The sequence below is a fragment of the Armatimonadota bacterium genome (assembly GCA_031432545.1).
Taxonomy (GTDB): domain Bacteria; phylum Sysuimicrobiota; class Sysuimicrobiia; order Sysuimicrobiales; family Sysuimicrobiaceae; genus Caldifonticola; species Caldifonticola tengchongensis.
Genome location: JAVKGX010000002.1, coordinates 23,430 through 41,911 on the forward strand (window position 1 = coordinate 23,430; position 18,482 = coordinate 41,911).

Annotated in this window: 18 protein-coding genes; 15 read left to right on the forward strand and 3 right to left on the reverse strand. The window is 69.0% G+C overall.

The annotated features are described in order from the left end of the window. Positions 1–14: 14 nt before the first annotated feature. Positions 15–530, reverse strand: coding sequence for a hypoxanthine phosphoribosyltransferase (hpt, locus tag QN163_03770; GenBank protein ID MDR5683129.1), 516 nt, complete (start codon positions 528–530; stop codon positions 15–17). A gap of 32 nt (positions 531–562) precedes the next feature. Beyond that, the gene (locus tag QN163_03775) at positions 563–958 is read right to left on the reverse strand and encodes a hypothetical protein (protein MDR5683130.1); all 396 of its coding nucleotides are present in this window, start codon (positions 956–958) and stop codon (positions 563–565) included. A gap of 313 nt (positions 959–1,271) precedes the next feature. Here QN163_03775 and QN163_03780 point away from each other — a divergent pair, with 313 nt between their 5' ends. The 15 genes from QN163_03780 (at position 1,272) to QN163_03850 (ending at position 17,384) form a co-directional block, all read left to right on the forward strand. After that, on the forward strand, positions 1,272–2,456 hold the full coding sequence (locus tag QN163_03780; protein ID MDR5683131.1) for a HEAT repeat domain-containing protein: 1,185 nt from the start codon (positions 1,272–1,274) through the stop codon (positions 2,454–2,456). Between the two features lie 67 nt (positions 2,457–2,523). Continuing rightward, the gene (gene cutA, locus QN163_03785; protein ID MDR5683132.1) at positions 2,524–2,853 is read left to right on the forward strand and encodes a divalent-cation tolerance protein CutA; all 330 of its coding nucleotides are present in this window, start codon (positions 2,524–2,526) and stop codon (positions 2,851–2,853) included. A 3-nt stretch (positions 2,854–2,856) separates the two neighbouring features. Beyond that, the gene (gene surE, locus QN163_03790; GenBank protein ID MDR5683133.1) at positions 2,857–3,651 is read left to right on the forward strand and encodes a 5'/3'-nucleotidase SurE; all 795 of its coding nucleotides are present in this window, start codon (positions 2,857–2,859) and stop codon (positions 3,649–3,651) included. A 97-nt stretch (positions 3,652–3,748) separates the two neighbouring features. Further along, positions 3,749–4,456: a cell division ATP-binding protein FtsE gene (ftsE, locus tag QN163_03795; GenBank protein ID MDR5683134.1), complete on the forward strand. Its 708-nt coding sequence runs from the start codon at positions 3,749–3,751 to the stop codon at positions 4,454–4,456. Next, positions 4,456–5,460 carry a permease-like cell division protein FtsX gene (ftsX, locus tag QN163_03800; GenBank protein MDR5683135.1) on the forward strand — a complete coding sequence of 335 codons (1,005 nt, stop codon included), beginning with the start codon at positions 4,456–4,458 and terminating at the stop codon, positions 5,458–5,460. The genes ftsE and ftsX overlap by 1 nt, the downstream gene beginning before the upstream one ends. A 2-nt stretch (positions 5,461–5,462) precedes the next feature. After that, positions 5,463–6,605, forward strand: a complete 1,143-nt coding sequence (locus QN163_03805) for a peptidoglycan DD-metalloendopeptidase family protein (protein MDR5683136.1) — start codon at positions 5,463–5,465, stop codon at positions 6,603–6,605. Between the two features lie 65 nt (positions 6,606–6,670). After that, the gene (locus tag QN163_03810; GenBank protein MDR5683137.1) at positions 6,671–7,876 is read left to right on the forward strand and encodes a S41 family peptidase; all 1,206 of its coding nucleotides are present in this window, start codon (positions 6,671–6,673) and stop codon (positions 7,874–7,876) included. 7 nt (positions 7,877–7,883) lie between these two features. Then, positions 7,884–9,125 (forward strand): divergent polysaccharide deacetylase family protein, encoded by a 1,242-nt coding sequence (locus QN163_03815; GenBank protein MDR5683138.1) that lies wholly within the window; start codon positions 7,884–7,886, stop codon positions 9,123–9,125. 20 nt (positions 9,126–9,145) lie between these two features. Further along, positions 9,146–10,390 carry a Glu/Leu/Phe/Val dehydrogenase gene (locus QN163_03820; GenBank protein ID MDR5683139.1) on the forward strand — a complete coding sequence of 415 codons (1,245 nt, stop codon included), beginning with the start codon at positions 9,146–9,148 and terminating at the stop codon, positions 10,388–10,390. A 51-nt stretch (positions 10,391–10,441) separates the two neighbouring features. Next, a complete protein-coding gene (locus QN163_03825; GenBank protein MDR5683140.1) occupies positions 10,442–11,365 on the forward strand; it encodes a proline dehydrogenase family protein in 924 nt (307 codons plus the stop codon). A gap of 293 nt (positions 11,366–11,658) precedes the next feature. Further along, positions 11,659–12,912: a branched-chain amino acid ABC transporter substrate-binding protein gene (locus QN163_03830; GenBank protein MDR5683141.1), complete on the forward strand. Its 1,254-nt coding sequence runs from the start codon at positions 11,659–11,661 to the stop codon at positions 12,910–12,912. 140 nt (positions 12,913–13,052) lie between these two features. Further along, a complete protein-coding gene (locus tag QN163_03835; protein MDR5683142.1) occupies positions 13,053–14,114 on the forward strand; it encodes a branched-chain amino acid ABC transporter permease in 1,062 nt (353 codons plus the stop codon). 34 nt (positions 14,115–14,148) lie between these two features. After that, on the forward strand, positions 14,149–15,870 hold the full coding sequence (locus tag QN163_03840) for a branched-chain amino acid ABC transporter permease (GenBank protein ID MDR5683143.1): 1,722 nt from the start codon (positions 14,149–14,151) through the stop codon (positions 15,868–15,870). A 25-nt stretch (positions 15,871–15,895) separates the two neighbouring features. Next, the gene (locus QN163_03845) at positions 15,896–16,648 is read left to right on the forward strand and encodes an ABC transporter ATP-binding protein (GenBank protein ID MDR5683144.1); all 753 of its coding nucleotides are present in this window, start codon (positions 15,896–15,898) and stop codon (positions 16,646–16,648) included. Positions 16,649–16,673: 25 nt separating this feature from the next. Beyond that, positions 16,674–17,384: an ABC transporter ATP-binding protein gene (locus QN163_03850; GenBank protein ID MDR5683145.1), complete on the forward strand. Its 711-nt coding sequence runs from the start codon at positions 16,674–16,676 to the stop codon at positions 17,382–17,384. A 28-nt stretch (positions 17,385–17,412) separates the two neighbouring features. On the opposite strand, the gene QN163_03855 is transcribed toward QN163_03850, so the two are convergent. After that, positions 17,413–18,375 (reverse strand): NHL repeat-containing protein, encoded by a 963-nt coding sequence (locus QN163_03855; protein ID MDR5683146.1) that lies wholly within the window; start codon positions 18,373–18,375, stop codon positions 17,413–17,415. Positions 18,376–18,482: the final 107 nt, after the last annotated feature.

Here is an 18,482-nt window from a genome sequence, read left to right on the forward strand (position 1 = left end):
AAACCGCCCGCGCCCTAGCCCCCGCCGACGGTTTCCTTCAGCACCCCGATGTAGGGCAGGTTGCGGTACAGCTGGCGGTGGTCCAGCCCGTAGCCGACCACGAACCGGTCAGGGATCTCGAACCCGACGTAGGCGATGGGCAGAGACTCTGCGATGCGGCGCACGCGCTTGTCGAGCAGCGTGCAGATGGTGAAGCTCGCCGGCCGCCGGGCGCGGAGCAGCCGGGTCAGGTAGGCGGCTGTCAGTCCGGTGTCGATGATGTCCTCCACGAGGACGACGTCGCGGTCGGTGATCTCCTCGTCGAGGTCCTTGAGCAGCCGTACCGCACCCGTCACGGCGTGGCGGGTGCCGTATGCCGAGATCGCCATGAAGTCGATCTCGTGTGGCGTCGTCATCGCTCGGCTGAGATCGGCGAGGAAGTAGACGCTGCCCCGCAGCACGCCGATGAGAATGGGCCGTCGGCCGGCGTAGTGGCGGTCGAGCTCCGCGGCGAGCTCGCGCACGCGCTGGGCCAGTCTGTCGGCCGGCACCAGCACTTCTGCAACGTCCGCGTCCAGGGGGTTCACCGCGGCTTGGAGGTCGGCCCGCGCAGGCCGTACTTGCTCAGCAGGCGGCGGAAGTCGCGCCCGTAAAAGACCTTGACCTGCACGCCCGGGTACAACTCGCGCAGTCGGCGGATCTTGCGGTTCTTGCGGGTGACCAGTTCCTGGCGGAGCGTCGTCAGCTCGATGTACAGATCGAAGTCGGGTAGGTAGAAGTCTGGGGTGAACCGCTCGGTGACCCTCCCCCGGTCGTCCCACCTCAGGGCGAAGGAGCGCGGCTCGTACTCCCAGCGCAGTCCGTAGAAGTCGAGGATGCGGGCGAACTCGGCCTCGCTCTCGTTGGCGAACGCATGCCCCGGGGACGGGCGCCCACCCGGCCGCGTCGACAGCCTGACACCCTCTCGCCTGGATGGCACTCGGCTCGTATCCCGCAGCGGACAGTTGTTCGCGTCCAGTATAGAGGGGCCACCGCCGCCGGACAACCGCGATCCGTTTGCGCCGTGCGCGCAGCCGTGGGAGAATAGGGCCGAGACGACCTGCCCGTGTTCCAGACCCCGCTCGCGCCACCCGAGGGCCGCGCAGGGCGGATCCATCGGGCCCCGGTCGGCAACGAGGCGTCCGGTCGGGGATCGGCGGCCAATCGCGTACAGAACCTTCAGTGCTGATCGGTCTTGTGGTCACAGGGAGGGGTCCGCCACCGGAGCCGTGCGGGCGCAAGGAGGCAGCGAGATGACGATCGACAACTGGGAACCGGTCCTGCGGGACGCCGAGCAGCGGCTGCGCAGTCCCGACGCGACCGTGCGCAGCGACGCGGCGCTCGCACTGGGCAAACTCGACGCGGAGGAAGCGCCCGACGACCTGGTGGCGCAGGCCATCGACGCGCTCAGCCGCATCCTGGACGATCCGGACGAGTACGTCCGCAAGAGCGCGGTGCACGCCCTCGGGCGGCTGCGCGTGCGGGACGCCAGAGCCCTGCAGGGGATTCGCTTCGCGCTGGGCGACCGCTCGGAGCAGGTCGTGCAGGAGGCGGTCGCCCAGGTGCTGCAGGCGGCCGACCCCGGTTCGGTCGAAGGGCTGATCAAGGTACTGGGCCGCCGTGAGCGGACCCTGCAGCAGAGCGCGATGCAGGCGCTGATCAAGATCGGGCCGGACGCCGTACGCCCGCTGCTGGAGACATTCAAGGATCGCACCCTCCGCCGCCGGGTGCACAACCAGGTGCTGCGGATCATCATGGACATCCGCAACCGTGCGGTCGAGCCGCTGCTGGAGGCACTGCAGGACGACAACTTCCACGTACGGGGCTACGCGCTGGCCCTGCTCGGCAAACTCGGCGACGAGCGCGCGGTCGAGCCGATGGTCCGGCTGTTCCTGACAGACCCGCGGATGCAGGAGACGGTGGTCAACACGCTGCCGCGCCTGGAGGAGCGGGCGGTGATCGAGGCGCCGCACGGTGACCGGGATGTCCACCTCCCCAAGGAGGTGGCGGCCGCCTTCCGCCGCCTGGCGGACGAGGAGGAGGTGAGGGCCTTGCAGGAAGCGATCGAGAGCCCGAACCCCAAGGTCCGGAAGTTCGCCATGCGGGCGCTGTTCGAGGTGCAGGGGCCTCAGTCTCGGGAACGCCTGCTCGCGTTGCTGGCCGACGAGGACGTCGAAGTGCAGCGGCTGGCCGTCAAACTGCTGGGCAAGCTACACGACAAGAGCATCATCGAGCCGCTGCTGGGCCTGCTGAAGTCCAGACCGCAGTTGGAAGAGACGGTGTGGAACACGATTAAAGTCCTGACCGATCTGAGGGAGTACGAGGCGCTGCGCTCGCGCGTGGCGCGGGAGAAGGCGGGGGTCCCCGCGCGACCGACCGTGCGCGTCTTCAAGAAGGAGCGCGACGTCTCCCCGGACTGGTGGCGGGACCAGGACTGAGGCGGGAGTCGCCCGGCGCGCTGGCTGTTGGGGTGTTCGAGCTCCGATCGGCACTTTGGGACCTTCCATGTACCTCGTCTGTCTGATCACCGCGTCCACACCGGACGAGGCGTCACGGATCGCGCGCGCCCTGGTGGAAGAACGCCTGGCGGCGTGCGTGAACGTCGTGCCGGGGATCCGTTCCGTGTACCGATGGCGGGAGGCGATCGAGGAGGCTGACGAGCTCTTGCTGGTGGCCAAGACCACCGCGGCATCGTTCGAACGCCTACGCGAACGCGTCCTCGCGCTGCACAGCTACGAGGTTCCGGAGATCGTCGCGCTGCCGATCGAAAGCGGCCACCCGGACTATCTGATGTGGATGGCGGAATCCGTCGGCGGCAGCGCGGCCGGCCGCTGACCCATGCACATCCTCGTGACCAACGACGACGGCATTCAGTCCGAGGGGCTGCACGCGCTGGTGCGCGCGCTGGAGACGGTCGGGATCGTACACGTCGTGGCGCCCCACCACGAACGGTCGGCGAGCGGACACGCGATCACGCTGCACAAGCCACTGCGCGCGTTCGCAGTCGAGATTCCCGAATCGCGCGCAGCGGCATGGGCGACGACGGGGACGCCGGCGGACTGCGTGGTGCTGGCGGTCTACGACCTGCTGCCGCAACGCCCCGACCTCGTCCTCTCCGGCATCAACGTCGGCGCCAACATCGGACACGACCTCACGTACTCCGGTACGGTCTCCGGGGCGATGGAGGCGGCGATTATGGGGATCCCGGCGATCGCCGTATCGGTGGATGCGCTGGATGAGGCTCGCTTCGACGTCGCGGCGTCGTTTGCGGCCGCGCTCGTCCAGCAGGTTTGCAGGCACGGCATGCAGGAGGACACGCTGCTGAACGTGAACGTGCCGAACCGTCCTGCCGACCAGATCCGTGGCGTGGCCCTGACGCGACAGAGCGCCGGCCGGTACATCAACCGGCTGGAGCGTCGGGAGGATCCTCGCGGCCGTCCCTACTACTGGCTGTTGGGCGAGCGCGCGACCGGGCAGGCGCCGGAGGGGACCGACAGCCACGCCCTGGCGGCCGGTTACATCTCGGTCACGCCGGTGCAGATGAACATGACCAACGAGTCGATGCGACTGGCCATGCAGGCGTGGGAGCTGGACAGGCTGTTGACGCGCGGAGTGCGAAGCCGACGGTCCTAAAGCGGGGCTCGTCTTCGTCAAAACGGCAGGATTTCCGCCGTTGCGGGTCGAACGCAGCGACAATCGCAGCATCGCATCGGAGCCAACGATCGTGCCGATCATCACCCTCGACGCGGTCACGAAGGTCTTTCCCAACGGCATCGCGGCGCTGCAGGACGTCTCCCTCTCGGTCGAAGAGGGGGAGTTTGTCTTCGTCGTGGGGCCGACCGGCACGGGCAAGTCCACGCTGCTCCGCCTGCTGTACCGGGAAGAGGTCCCCACCCGCGGGGCGATCCACGTCGCCGGGTTCGCCGTCCACGCCCTGCATCCCGCCGCCATCCCCCGGCTGCGCCGCGCGATGGGGGTCGTGTTCCAGGACTTCAAGCTCCTCCCGGGCCGCACCGTCTTCGAGAACGTCGCCTTCGCGCTGCGCGTGACGGGGACGCCGCCGGACTGGATCCCCGGCCGCGTCCGGGCCGCTTTGGAACTGGTCGGTCTCGTGGACCGCGCCGACGCGTTTCCGCACCAGCTGTCCGGCGGCGAACAGCAGCGCGTGAGCATCGCGCGCGCGATCGTCAACCACCCGCCTTTGCTCCTGTGCGACGAGCCCACTGGCAACCTGGATCCGGACACCTCGTGGGAGATCGTCAAGCTGCTTTCGCGCATCAACCTGCGGGGGACCACGGTCGTGATGACGACCCACAACAAGACCATCGTGGACATCCTGCGCCGCCGCGTGGTGGAGATGCACGGCGGACGGATCGTCCGCGACGAGGCGCAGGGTCGGTACGCGTCGGGGCGCACGAGGGAGGCGCCGGGGCGGTGATGCCCACCCAGACGCCCGCTCGCCCCGTGGACTCCGGCATGGCGGACGCACCGGCGAAGGCCCCGGTCTTCCGCCCGGCCCCGCGCCCTGCCAGCGTGCCCCTGCGCGCTCGCCTGCGCGCGCTGGCCGCGTCGGTCGGTTACGCCGTCCACGAGGGCGGGGTGGCCTTCCGTCGCAACGGGCTGATGAGCACCGCAGCGGTCACCACGATCCTCGTGGCGCTGCTGGCACTGGGGGCGTCGGTGCTGCTGGCGATGAACCTCAGCCTGCTGGCGGCGCGGGTGCAAGAGCAGCTCGTCGCGGTCGTCTACGTCAAGGACGGCATCAGCCCACAGCGCATCGAGGCGCTGCGCCGCGAGATCGAGCAGACGCCGGGGGTGGCCAGCGTCACGTTCGTATCGCGCCAGCAGGCCCTGCAGCGCCTGCAGGCGTCCTTGGCGGACAACGTGGATCTGCGCGACGTCGTCCGGACCAATCCCCTGCCGGACTCCTTCGAGGTGCGCGCCATTCGGGCGGCCGATCTGGCGACGGTGGCGCGCGGCCTCGCCGACCTCCCCGGCGTGCAGGACGTCACCTACGGCGCCGACGTCACCGATCGGGTCGTCGCGGCCTCCCGCCTGGCACGCGGCGTCGGGGTCGGAGCGACCGCTCTGCTGGCGGCCGTCGCGCTCGTGGTGATCCTCAACACGCTCCGACTGACGATCGCGTCGCGCCGTGCTGAGATCGAGATCATGCGGCTGGTCGGTGCGACGAATGCGTTCGTGCGCGGGCCGTTCGTCGTGGAAGGCCTGCTGCAGGGAACGATGGCGGCGTGCGTGGCGCTGGTCGTCTTGGGCGTCGGGTACGCGGTCGTGCTGGATTGGGTGCTGGAGGCGTGGCCGGTCCTGCCGGCGGTCGGCCTGTCCGCGGCGCTGCCGGTCCTGGCGAGGGCGTTGCTGGTCGGAGGCGCGATCGTCGGCGTGGGGGGGAGCCTGCTGGCGATCGCCCGTTTCCTGAGGGTGTAGCGGTGAGGCGGGCCCGGCATCGCGCAGCGGCAGCGGTGGTGGCGGTCCTCGTGGCGGCCATACCCGTGCAGGCGGGGACCGCCACCGTCCAGCAGAAGCGGCAGGAGCTGGACGAGATCCGCCAGCAGCTGGACGAAAAGCGCCGCGAACTCCGTCGTACGCGCCGGGCCGAGCGGAGCGTGTTGGGCGAACTGCGGCAGATCGAAGACACGCGCGATCGGTTGGCGGCCGAACTGCGCGACCTCGAGTCCCGGCTGCGGTTTGTGCGCAAACGGCAGGAAGCCACGGAGATCCGCGTGATGGCGCTCACCGAGCTTCTCGCGCTGCGCGAGAAGCAGCTGGCCGGCCGCCTGCGCGACATCTACCGATGGGGGAGGACCGGTTACGTCGACGTCCTGCTCGGGGCAGCCGACTTCGGGGAACTGGTGACCCGATTCCACTTCCTCGGTCGGATCGTGAGCGCCGATGCTGATCTGATTCGGAGGACAGCGCGTGAACGCCAGACGTGGCAGGCGCTGCGCGAAGAACTGACCGAGCAGCGTTCGGAGATCGAGTCACTCGTGCAGGAAGTGGCCGCGCGAAAGCGGTCGCTGGAGGCGCAGGAGGAGAGCAAGCGGGCGCTGCTGCGGCGGATCGAGCGGGAGCGCGCGACCTTCGAGAACCTGGTCGCGGAGCTCGAGGAGGACTCGCGCCGGCTGGAGCGCCTCATCCGGCAGCTGACCCCGTCAACCGGTCCGGACCCGCACCGCCTGGGGTTGCGCGTGCGCGCGGGGTTTTTGTGGCCGGCGCGCGGGGCGATCACGTCGGGGTTCGGGCTGCGCCGGCACCCCATCTTCCGTCTCACGCGCATGCACAACGGTGTGGACATCGCCGCGCCTTGGGGGAGCCCGGTCCTCGCCGCCGCGCCGGGCAAGGTCCTCTACACCGGCTGGTTCGGGGGGTACGGTAAGATGGTGCTGCTCGACCACGGGTCCGGTGTCACGACCCTCTACGGACACCTGTCACAGATCCTGGTGCGCACCGGCCAGGTCGTGGCCCGCGGACAGGTGATCGGGCGCGTGGGCAGCACCGGCTACAGCACCGGGCCGCATCTCCACTTCGAGGTCCGCGTCGACGGACGGCCGGTCGACCCGCTGGGAAGGTAGACACAGGATCGGGAACCGATGACCAGGGCGTCTTGGCCCCGGTGCGTCGGTCGGAGGGTGCCGAGATGAGGAAGCCACATTCCGCCGTCCCATGGCTGGCAGGGCTGGTGGCCTTGCTGTTGGTGTTCTCGGCGGGCTACGCGCTGGGGTCGCGCAACGCGGTCGAGGCCGCCGACCCGCGTAGCGAGGGGTTGCGGATGCTGCAGGCGCTCGCCGACGAACTGCAGCGCACCTACATCCAGCGGAATCTCGACTGGCGCAAGCTGTACGACGGTGCCGCGCGCGGGATGCTGGAAGCGTTGGGCGACCCCTATACCGCGTTCTTCGACCAGCAGGGTTTCCGACGGTTCCAGGAGGACTTCCGGGGCTTTTTCTTCGGGATCGGGATCTTCATCGAGAAGAAGGACCGGCGGCTTGTTGTCGTCTCGCCGATCGAGAACACGCCGGCGGCGCGCGCCGGATTGCGCGCCGGAGACCACATCACGCACGTGGACGGCGTTCCCACCGACACCATGCCAATCGAGGAGGCCGTGGCGCGCATCCGGGGCCCCAGGGGCACGCAGGTGAAGCTGCGGATCGTGCGCGGTGAACAAGCCTTCGAGGTCGCGATCACCCGCGACCGGATCGAGATCGTCAGCGTGCAGGACGAGCGGGGGCTGTCTGACAACGAACGTGAGCTGATCCGCCGCGCCAACGTCTCCTACATCCGCATCCTAGCCTTCCACCAGGACACCGCCGAGCGGTTCGCGCAGCAGATGCGCCGGGTGCAGGCCGCCTCGACGGCGGGTCTGATCCTGGACCTGCGCTTCAATCCCGGTGGGCTGGTGGACCAGTGCACCCGGGTCGCGGACCACTTCGTGCCGCGGGGTCCGATCCTGTACGAGGTGGACCGCAACGGTCGGAGCCGCGCGGTCAACGCCACACCGCGCGAGAAGTACCGCAAGCCCGTGGCCGTACTGGTCAACGAGGGGACGGCTTCATGCAGCGAGATCCTCGCCGGTGCGCTCCAGGACTCGGGCGTCGCCACCCTGGTGGGCCAGCGGACGTTCGGCAAGGGCGTGATCACCTCGGTCGTCGACTTGCCGGGGGGCCGCGGCGCGACGATCACGTCGGCCAAGTATCTGACGCCGGCCCGGCGCGACGTGCACTCGAAAGGCATCCAGCCGGACGTCGTCGCCGGGGCCAAGGTCGAGGGCAGAAGCGAGGCCGAGGCCAACGCGATCCGGCTCGAGCAACTGCGCCGGGCGATCGAGGCGATCCAGAGAAGGTGAGTTCCCCTTGGGACACAGGCGGGGCGGACGAGCACGTGGCGGGGGCCGCAAGGGCCGCGCCCTGAAGCGGCTGCCCCTGCTCGGGGCGGTCGTGCTGGTCGTGGTCGCCGGTGTTTTCGCCTGCGTCCGCGTCGCCCCAGAGACCCGCTCGCCCGCACCTCCGCCTGTGGCCACCGGCACGCCCCCGTCGGTCGTGCCCTCACCGGCTCCCACGGCACCCGCCGCCGACTTCCGCGATCTCGATCCGCGAGCCGACAGCCTCCGCGACGAGGTGCTGGCGGCCCTCCCAGACGGCGCCGAGGCTCAGCCGCAGGCCGAAGAGGTCCGCCGGGAAGGGTCTTTGCGCTGGCGCCACGTCGTGTACACCGTCACGGTACCGACCACGGCGAACCTCAAGGTGGTTACCGGCCACCTCGTGCGCGCGGCGGAGGAATCCGGGGGCGTCGTCGTAGCCAGCCGGCCCCAGGACTCTGGTCAGGTGATCGAGATCGGGTTAGAAGCAGAGGGCAAAGTCCTGCCCGTCCTGCGGATCCTCCTCAGACTGAGAACGGGCTCCGTCGTGCCGTTCGCCCAGCCCCGGGTGGCGATCATCCTCGACGACGCCGGAGGCAACCTCGGCGAGCTGACCCGGGCGCTGGCGATCGGCCGGCCGGTGGCGCTGGCGATCCTGCCTGGGTTGCGCCACTCGACGGAGCTCGCGCGCGAGGCCACGGCGAGCGGCCTGGTGGTGATGCTGCACCAGCCGATGGAGCCGGACGACGCCGCGAAGGTCGAGCTGATGGGCCCCGGCGGCGTGCACGCGGCCATGACGGACGAGCAGATCGCGCGTGTGGTGGCCCAAAACCTCGACGGTCTGCCGGGGGTGGTCGGCGTCAACAACCACATGGGTTCGCGCGGCACCGCCGACGCGCGGGTCGTGCGCGCGGTGCTGCGGGTGGTCCAACAGCGCGGGTTGTTCTTCGTCGACTCGCGAACGTCGCCGCACAGCGTGGTGGACCAGGTCGCGGCCGAGCTCGGGGTGCCGGTCGCGGCGCGGGCGGTGTTTCTCGACAACAGCACCGACCCGGAAGCGATCCGCACACAGGTCCGGCTGCTGATCCGCGTCGCAAGGGAGCGCGGCAGCGCCGTCGCGATCGGTCACGCGAACCGACCGAACACCGCGGAGGTCCTCCGGGACATGGTGGCGGAGATCGAATCTGCGGGCGTGCGGATTGTGTCGGTGAGGGAGATCGTCGGCGCCCGGCGGTAGGCCGCCGGTTGGAGTTTGCCATGGACGCCCCCAATGCGCTGGAGACTGCCCGAGGGCAGGTGCGCGCTGCGTGCGAGCGGCTTAAGCTGCCCCCGGACGTCTACGAGATCCTCAAGGAACCCCTGCGCGTCCTGGAGGTCAACATCCCGATCCGCATGGACGACGGGAGGATCCGCAACTTCCGGGCCTTCCGTGCCCAGCACAACGACGCCTTGGGCCCCACGAAGGGGGGGATTCGATACCATCCCGACGTGACGCTCGAGGAGGTCAAGGCCCTGGCGATGTGGATGACCTTCAAGAACGCCCTGGCGAACATCACCTACGGCGGGGCCAAGGGCGGGGTGATCTGCGACCCGAGATCGCTCAGCGAGGGTGAGCTGGAGCGGTTGAGCCGGGGATACATCGCGGCGATCGCACGCATCGTCGGACCCGAGCAGGACATCCCGGCCCCGGATGTCTACACCAACCCGAAGATCATGGCCTGGATGATGGACGAGTTCAGCCGGCTGCGCGGGTTCTACACGCCAGGCGTGATCACCGGAAAGCCGACTACCATCGGCGGGTCGGCGGGGCGCGATACCGCGACCGCCCGGGGCTGTGCCTTCGTGGTCCGGGAGGTCGCCCGCGAGCGGGGCGTTGAGCTGCGCGGCGCGCGGGTGGCCGTGCAGGGCTTCGGCAACGCCGGCGCGCACGTCGTCGCTTTCCTGTCGGAGATGGGAGCCCGCGTCATCGCAATCAGCGACTCGCGGGGCGCGGTGTTCGCAGAAGACGGCATCTCGCCCGGTGCGGCCATCCGGCACAAGCAGGAGACCGGATCGGTCGTCGACCTGGAGGGGACCAGGCCGATCGGGCAGGAGGAGCTGCTGACGCTGCCGTGTGAGATCCTCGTGCCGGCGGCGCTGGAGAACGCGATCAACGCCGATGTGGCGCACCGGGTTCGGGCGCGCATCGTAGCCGAGGCGGCCAACGGTCCGACGACCCCCCAGGCCGACGAGATTCTCTTCCGGCGCGGCGTGACGGTGATCCCGGACATCCTGGCGAACGCCGGCGGGGTCGTGGTCTCCTACTTCGAGTGGGTGCAGAACCTGCAGCACTACTACTGGAGCGAGGACGAAGTGACGCGCCGTCTCGAGCAGGTCCTTGTTCGGGCCGCGACCAACGTGCTCCGTCTGGCGGCGATGGACCAGATCTCCCTGCGCGATGCGGCGTACGTCATCGCGGTCAAGCGCGTCGCCGACGCGATGAGGGACAGGGGCTGGTACTGAGACCGTCGCCCCACGGAGGAACCGCACCCTGCGACCCGGAATCCTCGCAGAGTGCTGCGCCAACTCTTCGTCTGGCTCTCCGAGCGCAAGGATCTGCAGGCGTTCGTCACCCGCAACCGTCTGGCGCATCGGGCCGCGCGGCGCTTCGTCGCCGGCGACACGCTGGAGGATGCCTGCCGCGTGCTCGGTGAGCTCAACACGCAGGGGATGCTCGCCACGCTGGACTTTCTGGGCGAGCGCACGACCAATCCCACAGAAGCCCACGCCGCCGCCGCGATGTATCGCCGGGTCCTCGCCACGATCGCACAGCGCCGACTCGGCGCCAACGTCTCGTTGAAGCTGACGCAGATGGGCATCGACCTGTCGTGGGATCTGTGCATGGAGAACATGGTGGGCATCTGCGACGAAGCCGCACAGTACGGCAACTTCGTCCGGATCGACATGGAGAGCAGCCACTACACGCAGATGACCCTCGACCTGTACCGCGAGCTCCGCAGGCGGGGATACGGGCCGGACACGGTCGGCGTCGTGATCCAGGCGTACCTGTACCGCAGCGAGCGAGACGTGGAGGATCTGATCGCCGAGGGCGCCCGCGTCCGCCTGTGCAAGGGGGCCTACGCCGAAGCGCCCGACGTGGCCTACCCCCGCAAGCGGGACGTGGACCGCAACTTCGTACGGCTGATGGAGCGCCTGCTCGTGGCCGGGCGCTACCCGGCGATCGCCACGCACGACGAGGCCATCATCAACCACGCCAAGCGGTTCTGCCGACAGCGGGAAATTCCACCGACTCGGTATGAGTTCCAGATGCTGTACGGCATCCGGCGGGATCTGCAGAGGCGGCTGGTGCGGGAGGGTTACAACCTCCGGATCTACGTGCCCTTCGGCACCGAGTGGTACCCGTACTTCATGCGCCGTCTGGCGGAGCGACCCGCCAACGTGGGTTTCCTGCTGCTCAGCCTCCTCCGCGAACGGTGAGGCCGGGCGGCGCGGGCAGGAAGGGCGGAGTCAGTCGGTCACATGGCGAGCAGGAGGTCGATGGCGCGGCGAGAACGTTATTCCTGACCGCGCAGCACCCGCGGGAAAAACCTCGGCCCGGTCCGGGCGAACGGCGGAACAGGGCTTCAAAGGGGGGTGGAGCCACAGCGTCGAGGAAGCGAGTAGACAGGTGTTGCGAAGTTCGTGAAGTATAGTATGAGATTGTCTGGTGAAAAGTGTGGATACCGTGCCGGATCTTGCCCGGCAGATACCATGCGGAGAGGAGGGAAGGGATGAACAGACCGAGGGTTTGGGGCACGGTCGTTCTGGCGTTGCTGGTCGCCTTGACCTCGTACGCCGCAGCCGCTCCCGTGCGGCTCGGGCCGGTGACCGACCCGATCGGGGTCGTGCGGGTCGCGCGCGGACAGCCAATCATCATCGCCTACTGGTTGGTCATCGCAGGTCCGAACGCCAGTTTGGGGGTGGACAGCCGGCGCGGCATCGAGCTGGCTATCGCCGACAAGCGGACAGTCGCGGGGCACCCGATTCGGCTGATCGGTGAGGACTCGGGCTGCAATGCCGAGGGCGGGGTGACCGCGGCCACGAAGATCGCGGCCAACCGGCAGGTCGTCGCCGCCGTCGGTTCGAGTTGCTCCAGCGAGGCGGTCCCCGGGGCTCCCATCCTGTGGCGCGCCGGGATCGTGACGGTGTCCCCGTCCAACACCGCGCCGCGGCTGACCGCACCGGACCGCGGCCCCACCTACGACGGCTACCTTCGGACGGCGCACAACGACCAGGTACAGGGGCGTGTGGCAGCGCACTTCGCCTACCACGCGCTTTCCTCCCGCCGGGCGGCCACGATTCATGACGGCAGCCCGTACGCGGAGGGGCTGGCGAACGTGTTCGCCGACGTCTACCGGCGTCTGGGTGGCACGATCACGGCCCAGGAGGCGATCTCGCCCGGTGACACCGACATGCGGCCGGTGCTCACCCGGATCGCGACGGGGCGCCCGGACGTCATCTACTACCCGATCTTCGTGGCCGAGGGCGGGCACATCACCCGGCAGGCCAAGGAGGTGTCGGGTCTGGAGCGCACGCGGCTGATGGCTGCCGACGGGACGTTCTCTCCGGACTTCCTCCGGGCGGCCGGCCCGGCGGCCCGCGGCATGTTTCTGAGCAGCCCCGACCTCAGCGAGGAGGCGCTGGGCCCGCGCTACACCGAGTTCCTGCGCAAGCACCAGCAGCGCTACGGCGAGCGGCCTCTGTCGGCCTTCCACGCGCACGCCTACGACGCGGCGATGATGATCTTCGCCGCCATCGAGCGGGTGGCGCGCAAGGACGCCGCCGGGAATACCTACATCGGCCGGAGGGCGCTGCGTGACGCGCTGTTCGCGACGCGGAACTTCCGCGGGATCACCGGCAACCTGACGTGCAACCAGTTCGGTGACTGCGCGGACCCGAAGATCGCGGTGTACGAGGTGGTGTCGGCGGATCCGGCCCAGTGGAGCCCGGGGACGGATCCCCGGAAGGTGTGGCCGCGCCGGTAGGGACGCGACCCGGCAGCCAGAACGCGGGGGGATGCGTGGCAATCCCGTCGTCGGTTGCCCCATCCCCCCGTGGGCTTTTTCGCGACGGCTGGTAGTCTCTGTGAAGATCGGGCACGGCACACCGACGGCGGGGGCGTAGCGTGCAGAGGACGGGGATCCTGCGGCTGAACTTCGTCGACGCCTTTTTGTGGGCGTTCCGAATCGGGGTCGTCGCGATCGTCGTGTGGGGCACCATCGGGACGCTGACGACCGGGCGCTACACCCGGGAGCAGTGGGCGGACTTCGCGATCTTCGGGCTGTCGCAGGGAGGCATCTACGCGCTAATCGCGCTGGGCTACACGATGGTGTACGGAATCCTGCGTATGATCAACTTCGCCCACGGCGAGGTGTTCATGAGCGGGTCGTACACCGCTTACTTCGTCGCCGCCCCGTTGGCGGCGTCCGGATTCCTGGACCGCCACCCGATCCTTGGACTGTTGCTCATCCTCGCGGTTTCGGTGGCGACGTCGACGAGCGTGGCCGTCCTCGTGGAGCGTGTGGCCTACCGTCCGCTGCGCCGAGCGCCACGCCTGGTGCCGCTGATCACCGCGATCGGCGCCTCGTTCTTCCTGCAGTACGCATTTCGCGGGCTGTACGGATCCGGGTTCCGGGCCTACCCGGAAATCGGGATCCTGCGGGGCGAGTGGGCGATCGGGGGGATCACGATCCTCAAGACACAGGGGGTCGTCATCGTCTCGGCGGCGGTGATGATGGCCATCCTGTACGCGATCGTGATGCGCACCAAGGTCGGCAAGGCGATGCGCGCCGTCTCGGAGGACAAGGAAGCGGCGGCGCTGATGGGGATCAACGTCGACCGGATCATCGTCACCACCTTCGCGATCGGCGGAGCGATGGCCGGCGTGGCCGGCATCCTATACGCACTGGTGTTCAAGCAGGTCCACTTCTTCATGGGCTTCGTCCCGGGGATCAAGGCGTTTACGTCCGCGGTGCTCGGCGGGATCGGGAACATCCCCGGCGCGATGTTGGGCGGGATGTTCCTGGGTGTCGTCGAGTCCATCGGCCCGGCCCTGTTCCTGGACGGGCTGGGGATCGTCGCACCTTACCAGCTCAAGGACGTGATCGCGTTCACGATGCTCGTGATGGTCCTGATCTTCCGCCCGTCGGGGATCCTCGGCGAGCGGCTCGCGGGCAAGAGGGCGTAGCGTTGCGGACGCCGGTGAGCGGGGGGAACGAGTGATGACGCGCGGACGTCCGGCGCGGGGCTGGCTGGCGGTCGGAGCCGTCTTGGGAATCGCCGCAGTCTTCGTCTCGATCACCGGCATGGTTGAAGCACTCCACCAGCGGTGGGTCGTTGCCGATGTCCTCTCTCTGGGCCAGGTGTTACTGCTCCTGGCGCTGGTCGGGGCGGGTTACCTGGCGGCACTGCGCACCCCGGCGGGGCCTGTGGTCGTCCTGGCCGGAGGGGGTGTCGCCGGCGGTGTGGCAGGGATGTGCCTCGCGGGGTTCGTGGTCGTCGGCGCGGCGGTCAACCTCCGCGCGATGTTCGTCAATGCCTCGCCGACGCTGTTCGAGCTACTCCGCATGGGGCGCGAAGTCCCTTCCGCGGCCGTGTGGCTGGTACTCGGGGGAGCGGTCTTCGGACTGCTCGGCTCCCTCGCGTACCTGCTGCCGCTGGGGTTGCGGCGTCCGCTGCTGTGGGGCGTGTGGAGCATCCTGTTGCTCAGCCTCTTCCAGGACCTGCTCCAGTTGGTCCTCCAGGCAGAGGGGCTGCCGGCGAGGGTCAGCGAGTTCGTGTTCGCCGCCCAAGGTCTCACGACGGCGGGAGCGGTGTCCGGCGGTGCAGCGGCGGCGGTGGCGGTGGCGCTCTGGCGGCAGCGTGCTGCGGCGGTCGGCTCGCGGGTGGCGGCTCTGCCGCCGGCCGGCCGGTTCGCGATCCGGCTGGTCCTCGTCGGCGTGGGGATCGCGGCGCTGGCGCTGCTGCCCATCGCGGGGGGGTCGTTCATCGCCCAGGTGCTGGTGATCGTAGGGCTGTACACCCTGATGGGCCTGGGACTGAACCTCGAGGTGGGGTTTGCCGGACTCCTGGACCTGGGGTTCGTGGCGTTCTTTGCGATCGGTGCGTACACCGTGGGCCTGCTCACCTCCGTCGGGGAGCTGGGCATCGCGCAGTGGTCCTTCTGGACCGCCGTCCCCGTCGCCGTGCTCGTCTCGTTGATCGCGGGCGTGATCCTGGGCATCCCGGTGCTGGGCATCCGGGGCGACTACTTGGCGATCGCGACGCTGGGGTTCGGCGAGATCGTACGCCTGCTCGTGCTGTCCGACGCCCTGCGCCCGTGGCTGGGAGGATCGCAGGGGTTGCTGGCCATCCCCAAACCCACCATCGGCGGTTTCGAACTGGTCGGGCCCGAACACCTCTTCTACCTGACACTCGTCAGTTCGGCGGTCGTCGCCTATGTGGCGTGGCGTCTGCGCGACTCCCGGCTGGGCCGTGCCTGGATGGCCATCCGGGAAGACGAGGACGTCGCCCAGGCCCTGGGGATCAACCTGGTCAGCGTGAAGCTGCTCGCCTACGGACTGGGAGCAGCATTCGCGGGAGTGGGCGGGGCCATCTTCGCGGTGATGGTGGGGTCCGTCTTCCCGCACAGCTTCCAGTTGTTGATCTCGATCAACGTCTTGGCGCTGATCATCGTCGGTGGGATCGGAAGCATCCCCGGCGTCATCGTCGGCGCGGCGGCGTTGGTGGGTCTGCCCGAGCTGCTACGGGAGTTCGGGGAGTTCCGCTTCCTCGTCTACGGCGCGCTGCTCGTGGCGATGATGCTGCTGCGACCGGAGGGACTGTGGCCGGCGGCACAGCAGCAGCGCGAACTCCACGAGGTGGGCGAAGAACCGCAGGTCGTGGCCGCCGAACCCGCTCCCGAACCGGCGCTCGCCGCGGCGGAGACGCAGGTCGGAGGCTAGCGTGGCAATTTTGACCTCCGTGGGCATGACCAAGCGCTTCGGCGGCCTGGTGGCGATCAGCGGGCTCGACCTGGAGGTCGCCGAGCAGTCGATCCACAGCATCATCGGCCCCAACGGCGCCGGCAAGACCACGTTCTTCAACTGCGTCACCGGCTTCTATCGGCCGGAGGAAGGACAGATCCTGTTCCGCGACCGCCGGATCGACGGCCTGCTGCCGGACGAGATCGCGCGGCTGGGGATCTCGAGGACGTACCAGAACATCCGGCTGTTCGCCAACATGACGGCCTTGGAGAACGTGCTCGTTGGCCAGCACATCCACCTGAAGTCGACGTGGGTTGGTGCGATCTTCGGTTCGCCCTACACGCGGCAGGAGGAGCGGGCGGCCCACGAGGAAGCGCGGCGGCTGCTGCGGTTCGTGGGGCTGCGGGGCCGAGGAGACTTCCTGGCCAAGAACCTGCCCTACGGGGAGCAGCGCCGGCTGGAGATCGCCCGCGCGTTGGCCACCAGGCCGAAGCTATTGCTGCTGGACGAGCCGACGGCGGGGATGAACCCGGTCGAGACGCTGGAGATGATCGCGTTCATCCGGAAGCTGCGCGACGAGCTGGGCATCACGATCCTGCTCATCGAGCACCACATGCGTGTCGTGATGACGATCTCCGACCGCGTCACCGTGCTCGACTACGGGATGAAGATTGCCGAGGGCACGCCCGGCGAGGTGCAGAACGATCCGCGCGTGATCGAAGCCTACCTCGGCACGCGAAGGGCTGCCACGGGCTAGTCAGGGCGGCCCGAGGGACCTGAGGATGCCGTTGCTGGAAGTCCAAAACCTCCACGTCTACTACGGCAACATCCAAGCGCTGAAGGGCGTCTCGTTGAGCGTCGAGGAAGGTGAGATCGTCACCCTCATCGGTGCGAACGGGGCCGGCAAGAGCACCACGCTGAACACGATCAGCGGTCTGCACAGGCCGCGGGAAGGGCAGGTCCGCCTCCGCGGCGAGGACCTGACCAAAGTGCCCGCACATGACATCGTCGCCCGGGGCGTCGTCCAGGTGCCGGAGGGAAGGCGAATCTTCGGCCGGCTCAACGTCGTCGAGAATCTGGAGATGGGGGCCTTCGCGCGCACCGATGCGGACGGCATCCGGGCCGACCTGGAGCGGGTGTTCGCGATGTTCCCGCGCCTGCGCGAGCGGGCGGCTCAGGTCGCGGGTACGCTGTCGGGCGGCGAGCAGCAGATGCTGGCGATCGGTCGCGCGCTCATGGCGAGGCCGCGTGTGCTGCTGATGGACGAACCCTCGATGGGCCTGGCCCCGGTGCTCGTCGAGCAGATCTTCGACGCGATCCAGGAGATCAACCAGCAGGGGACGACGATCCTGCTGGTCGAGCAGAACGCCTACATGGCCCTGCAGGTGGCCCACCGAGGGTACGTGATGGAGACGGGGACGATCGTGCTCGCCGGACCCGCCGCCGACCTGCAGGCCAACCCGGACGTCAAGAAGGCCTACCTGGGCGGCTGAGCGGAACGGTGTGGGATGACAGGGCCCGTCAGGGCGCGTACGTCACCAAATCCCGCGGATAGCGGAACCGGACACTTCGGCCGCCACCTACACCCAAAGTCGTCCAGCCCGCGCCGGTCATGTCATCGAGCCGCACCACACGGTGGTTCCAGGTGTCGATGACCGTGATGCGGCCGGACGCGTCGACCTCGACACCGGAGGGGAACAGGAACTCTCCCCGGCCGTTCCCGCGCCGCCCGAACGCCACCCAGCCGGCCCCGCGCATGTCGTCCATCCGCACGATCCGGTGGTTGCCGCGGTCAGCGACGTAAATCCGATCCGACCCGTCCACGGCCACCGCGGCAGGAAAGAAAAACATCCCGACGCCGTCGCCCGGCCCTCCGAACACCTGCCAGCCGACGCCGCTGAGTTCGTCCATCCGCACGATCCGGTGGTGGTGGCTGTCGGCGACGTAGATCCGGCCGCGCCGATCGAGCGCGACCCCCGATGGGAATGCGAAACGGTATCCGCCCTCACCCTGTCGCGGAAGCGACATCCAGCCACCACCCGTGATGTCGTCCGTGCGGACGATGCGGTGGTTGCCCTGGTCGGCCACGTAGATCCGACCCAGCGCGTCCACGGCGACTGCCGTGGGGAACGCGAACCGGCGCGGGCCGTCCCCAAACCTGCCCAGCGAAGTCCACCGGGCCCCGGAGATGTCGCGTACGCGTACGATGCGGTGGTTTGCGGCGTCGGCGACGTACAGCCGGCCCTGACGATCGACGGCGACGCTCTGGGGATGGGCGAACTCTCCTAGGCCGCGGCCGGACCGCCCCAGGGCATACCACGCGCCCGTGGTGTCCACCCGGACGATGCGGTGGTTGCGGGAATCGGGGACGTACAGCGGCGGGCGATCCGGCGTCGGCGGTCCGCCGACGGAGAGCGCCACCGCCACACACAGGACGGCTGCGGTCCACGGGTTCGTCACGACGTCCCGCCGCCGGGCCGGCACCGCACCCACCTCCCAGAGTAGACGCGTCCCGGAGAAAAGCAAAGCAGCCCTTCGGCGCTCCCCGTGACCCGGCCGTTACAGCCGACGGGTTCCATGGAAACGAGATC

What these genes read in the sequence shown, in the direction of transcription:
- QN163_03820 (MDR5683139.1), top strand. Translation starts at nt 9,146, where the DNA reads ATGGACGCCCCCAATGCGCTGGAGACTGCCCGAGGGCAGGTGCGCGCT.
- QN163_03850 (MDR5683145.1), top strand. Translation starts at nt 16,674, where the DNA reads ATGCCGTTGCTGGAAGTCCAAAACCTCCACGTCTACTACGGCAACATC.
- QN163_03780 (MDR5683131.1), top strand. Translation starts at nt 1,272, where the DNA reads ATGACGATCGACAACTGGGAACCGGTCCTGCGGGACGCCGAGCAGCGG.
- QN163_03845 (MDR5683144.1), top strand. Translation starts at nt 15,896, where the DNA reads ATGACCAAGCGCTTCGGCGGCCTGGTGGCGATCAGCGGGCTCGACCTG.
- QN163_03830 (MDR5683141.1), top strand. Translation starts at nt 11,659, where the DNA reads ATGAACAGACCGAGGGTTTGGGGCACGGTCGTTCTGGCGTTGCTGGTC.
- ftsX (MDR5683135.1), top strand. Translation starts at nt 4,456, where the DNA reads ATGCCCACCCAGACGCCCGCTCGCCCCGTGGACTCCGGCATGGCGGAC.
- surE (MDR5683133.1), top strand. Translation starts at nt 2,857, where the DNA reads ATGCACATCCTCGTGACCAACGACGACGGCATTCAGTCCGAGGGGCTG.
- QN163_03840 (MDR5683143.1), top strand. Translation starts at nt 14,149, where the DNA reads ATGACGCGCGGACGTCCGGCGCGGGGCTGGCTGGCGGTCGGAGCCGTC.
- QN163_03810 (MDR5683137.1), top strand. Translation starts at nt 6,671, where the DNA reads ATGAGGAAGCCACATTCCGCCGTCCCATGGCTGGCAGGGCTGGTGGCC.
- cutA (MDR5683132.1), top strand. Translation starts at nt 2,524, where the DNA reads ATGTACCTCGTCTGTCTGATCACCGCGTCCACACCGGACGAGGCGTCA.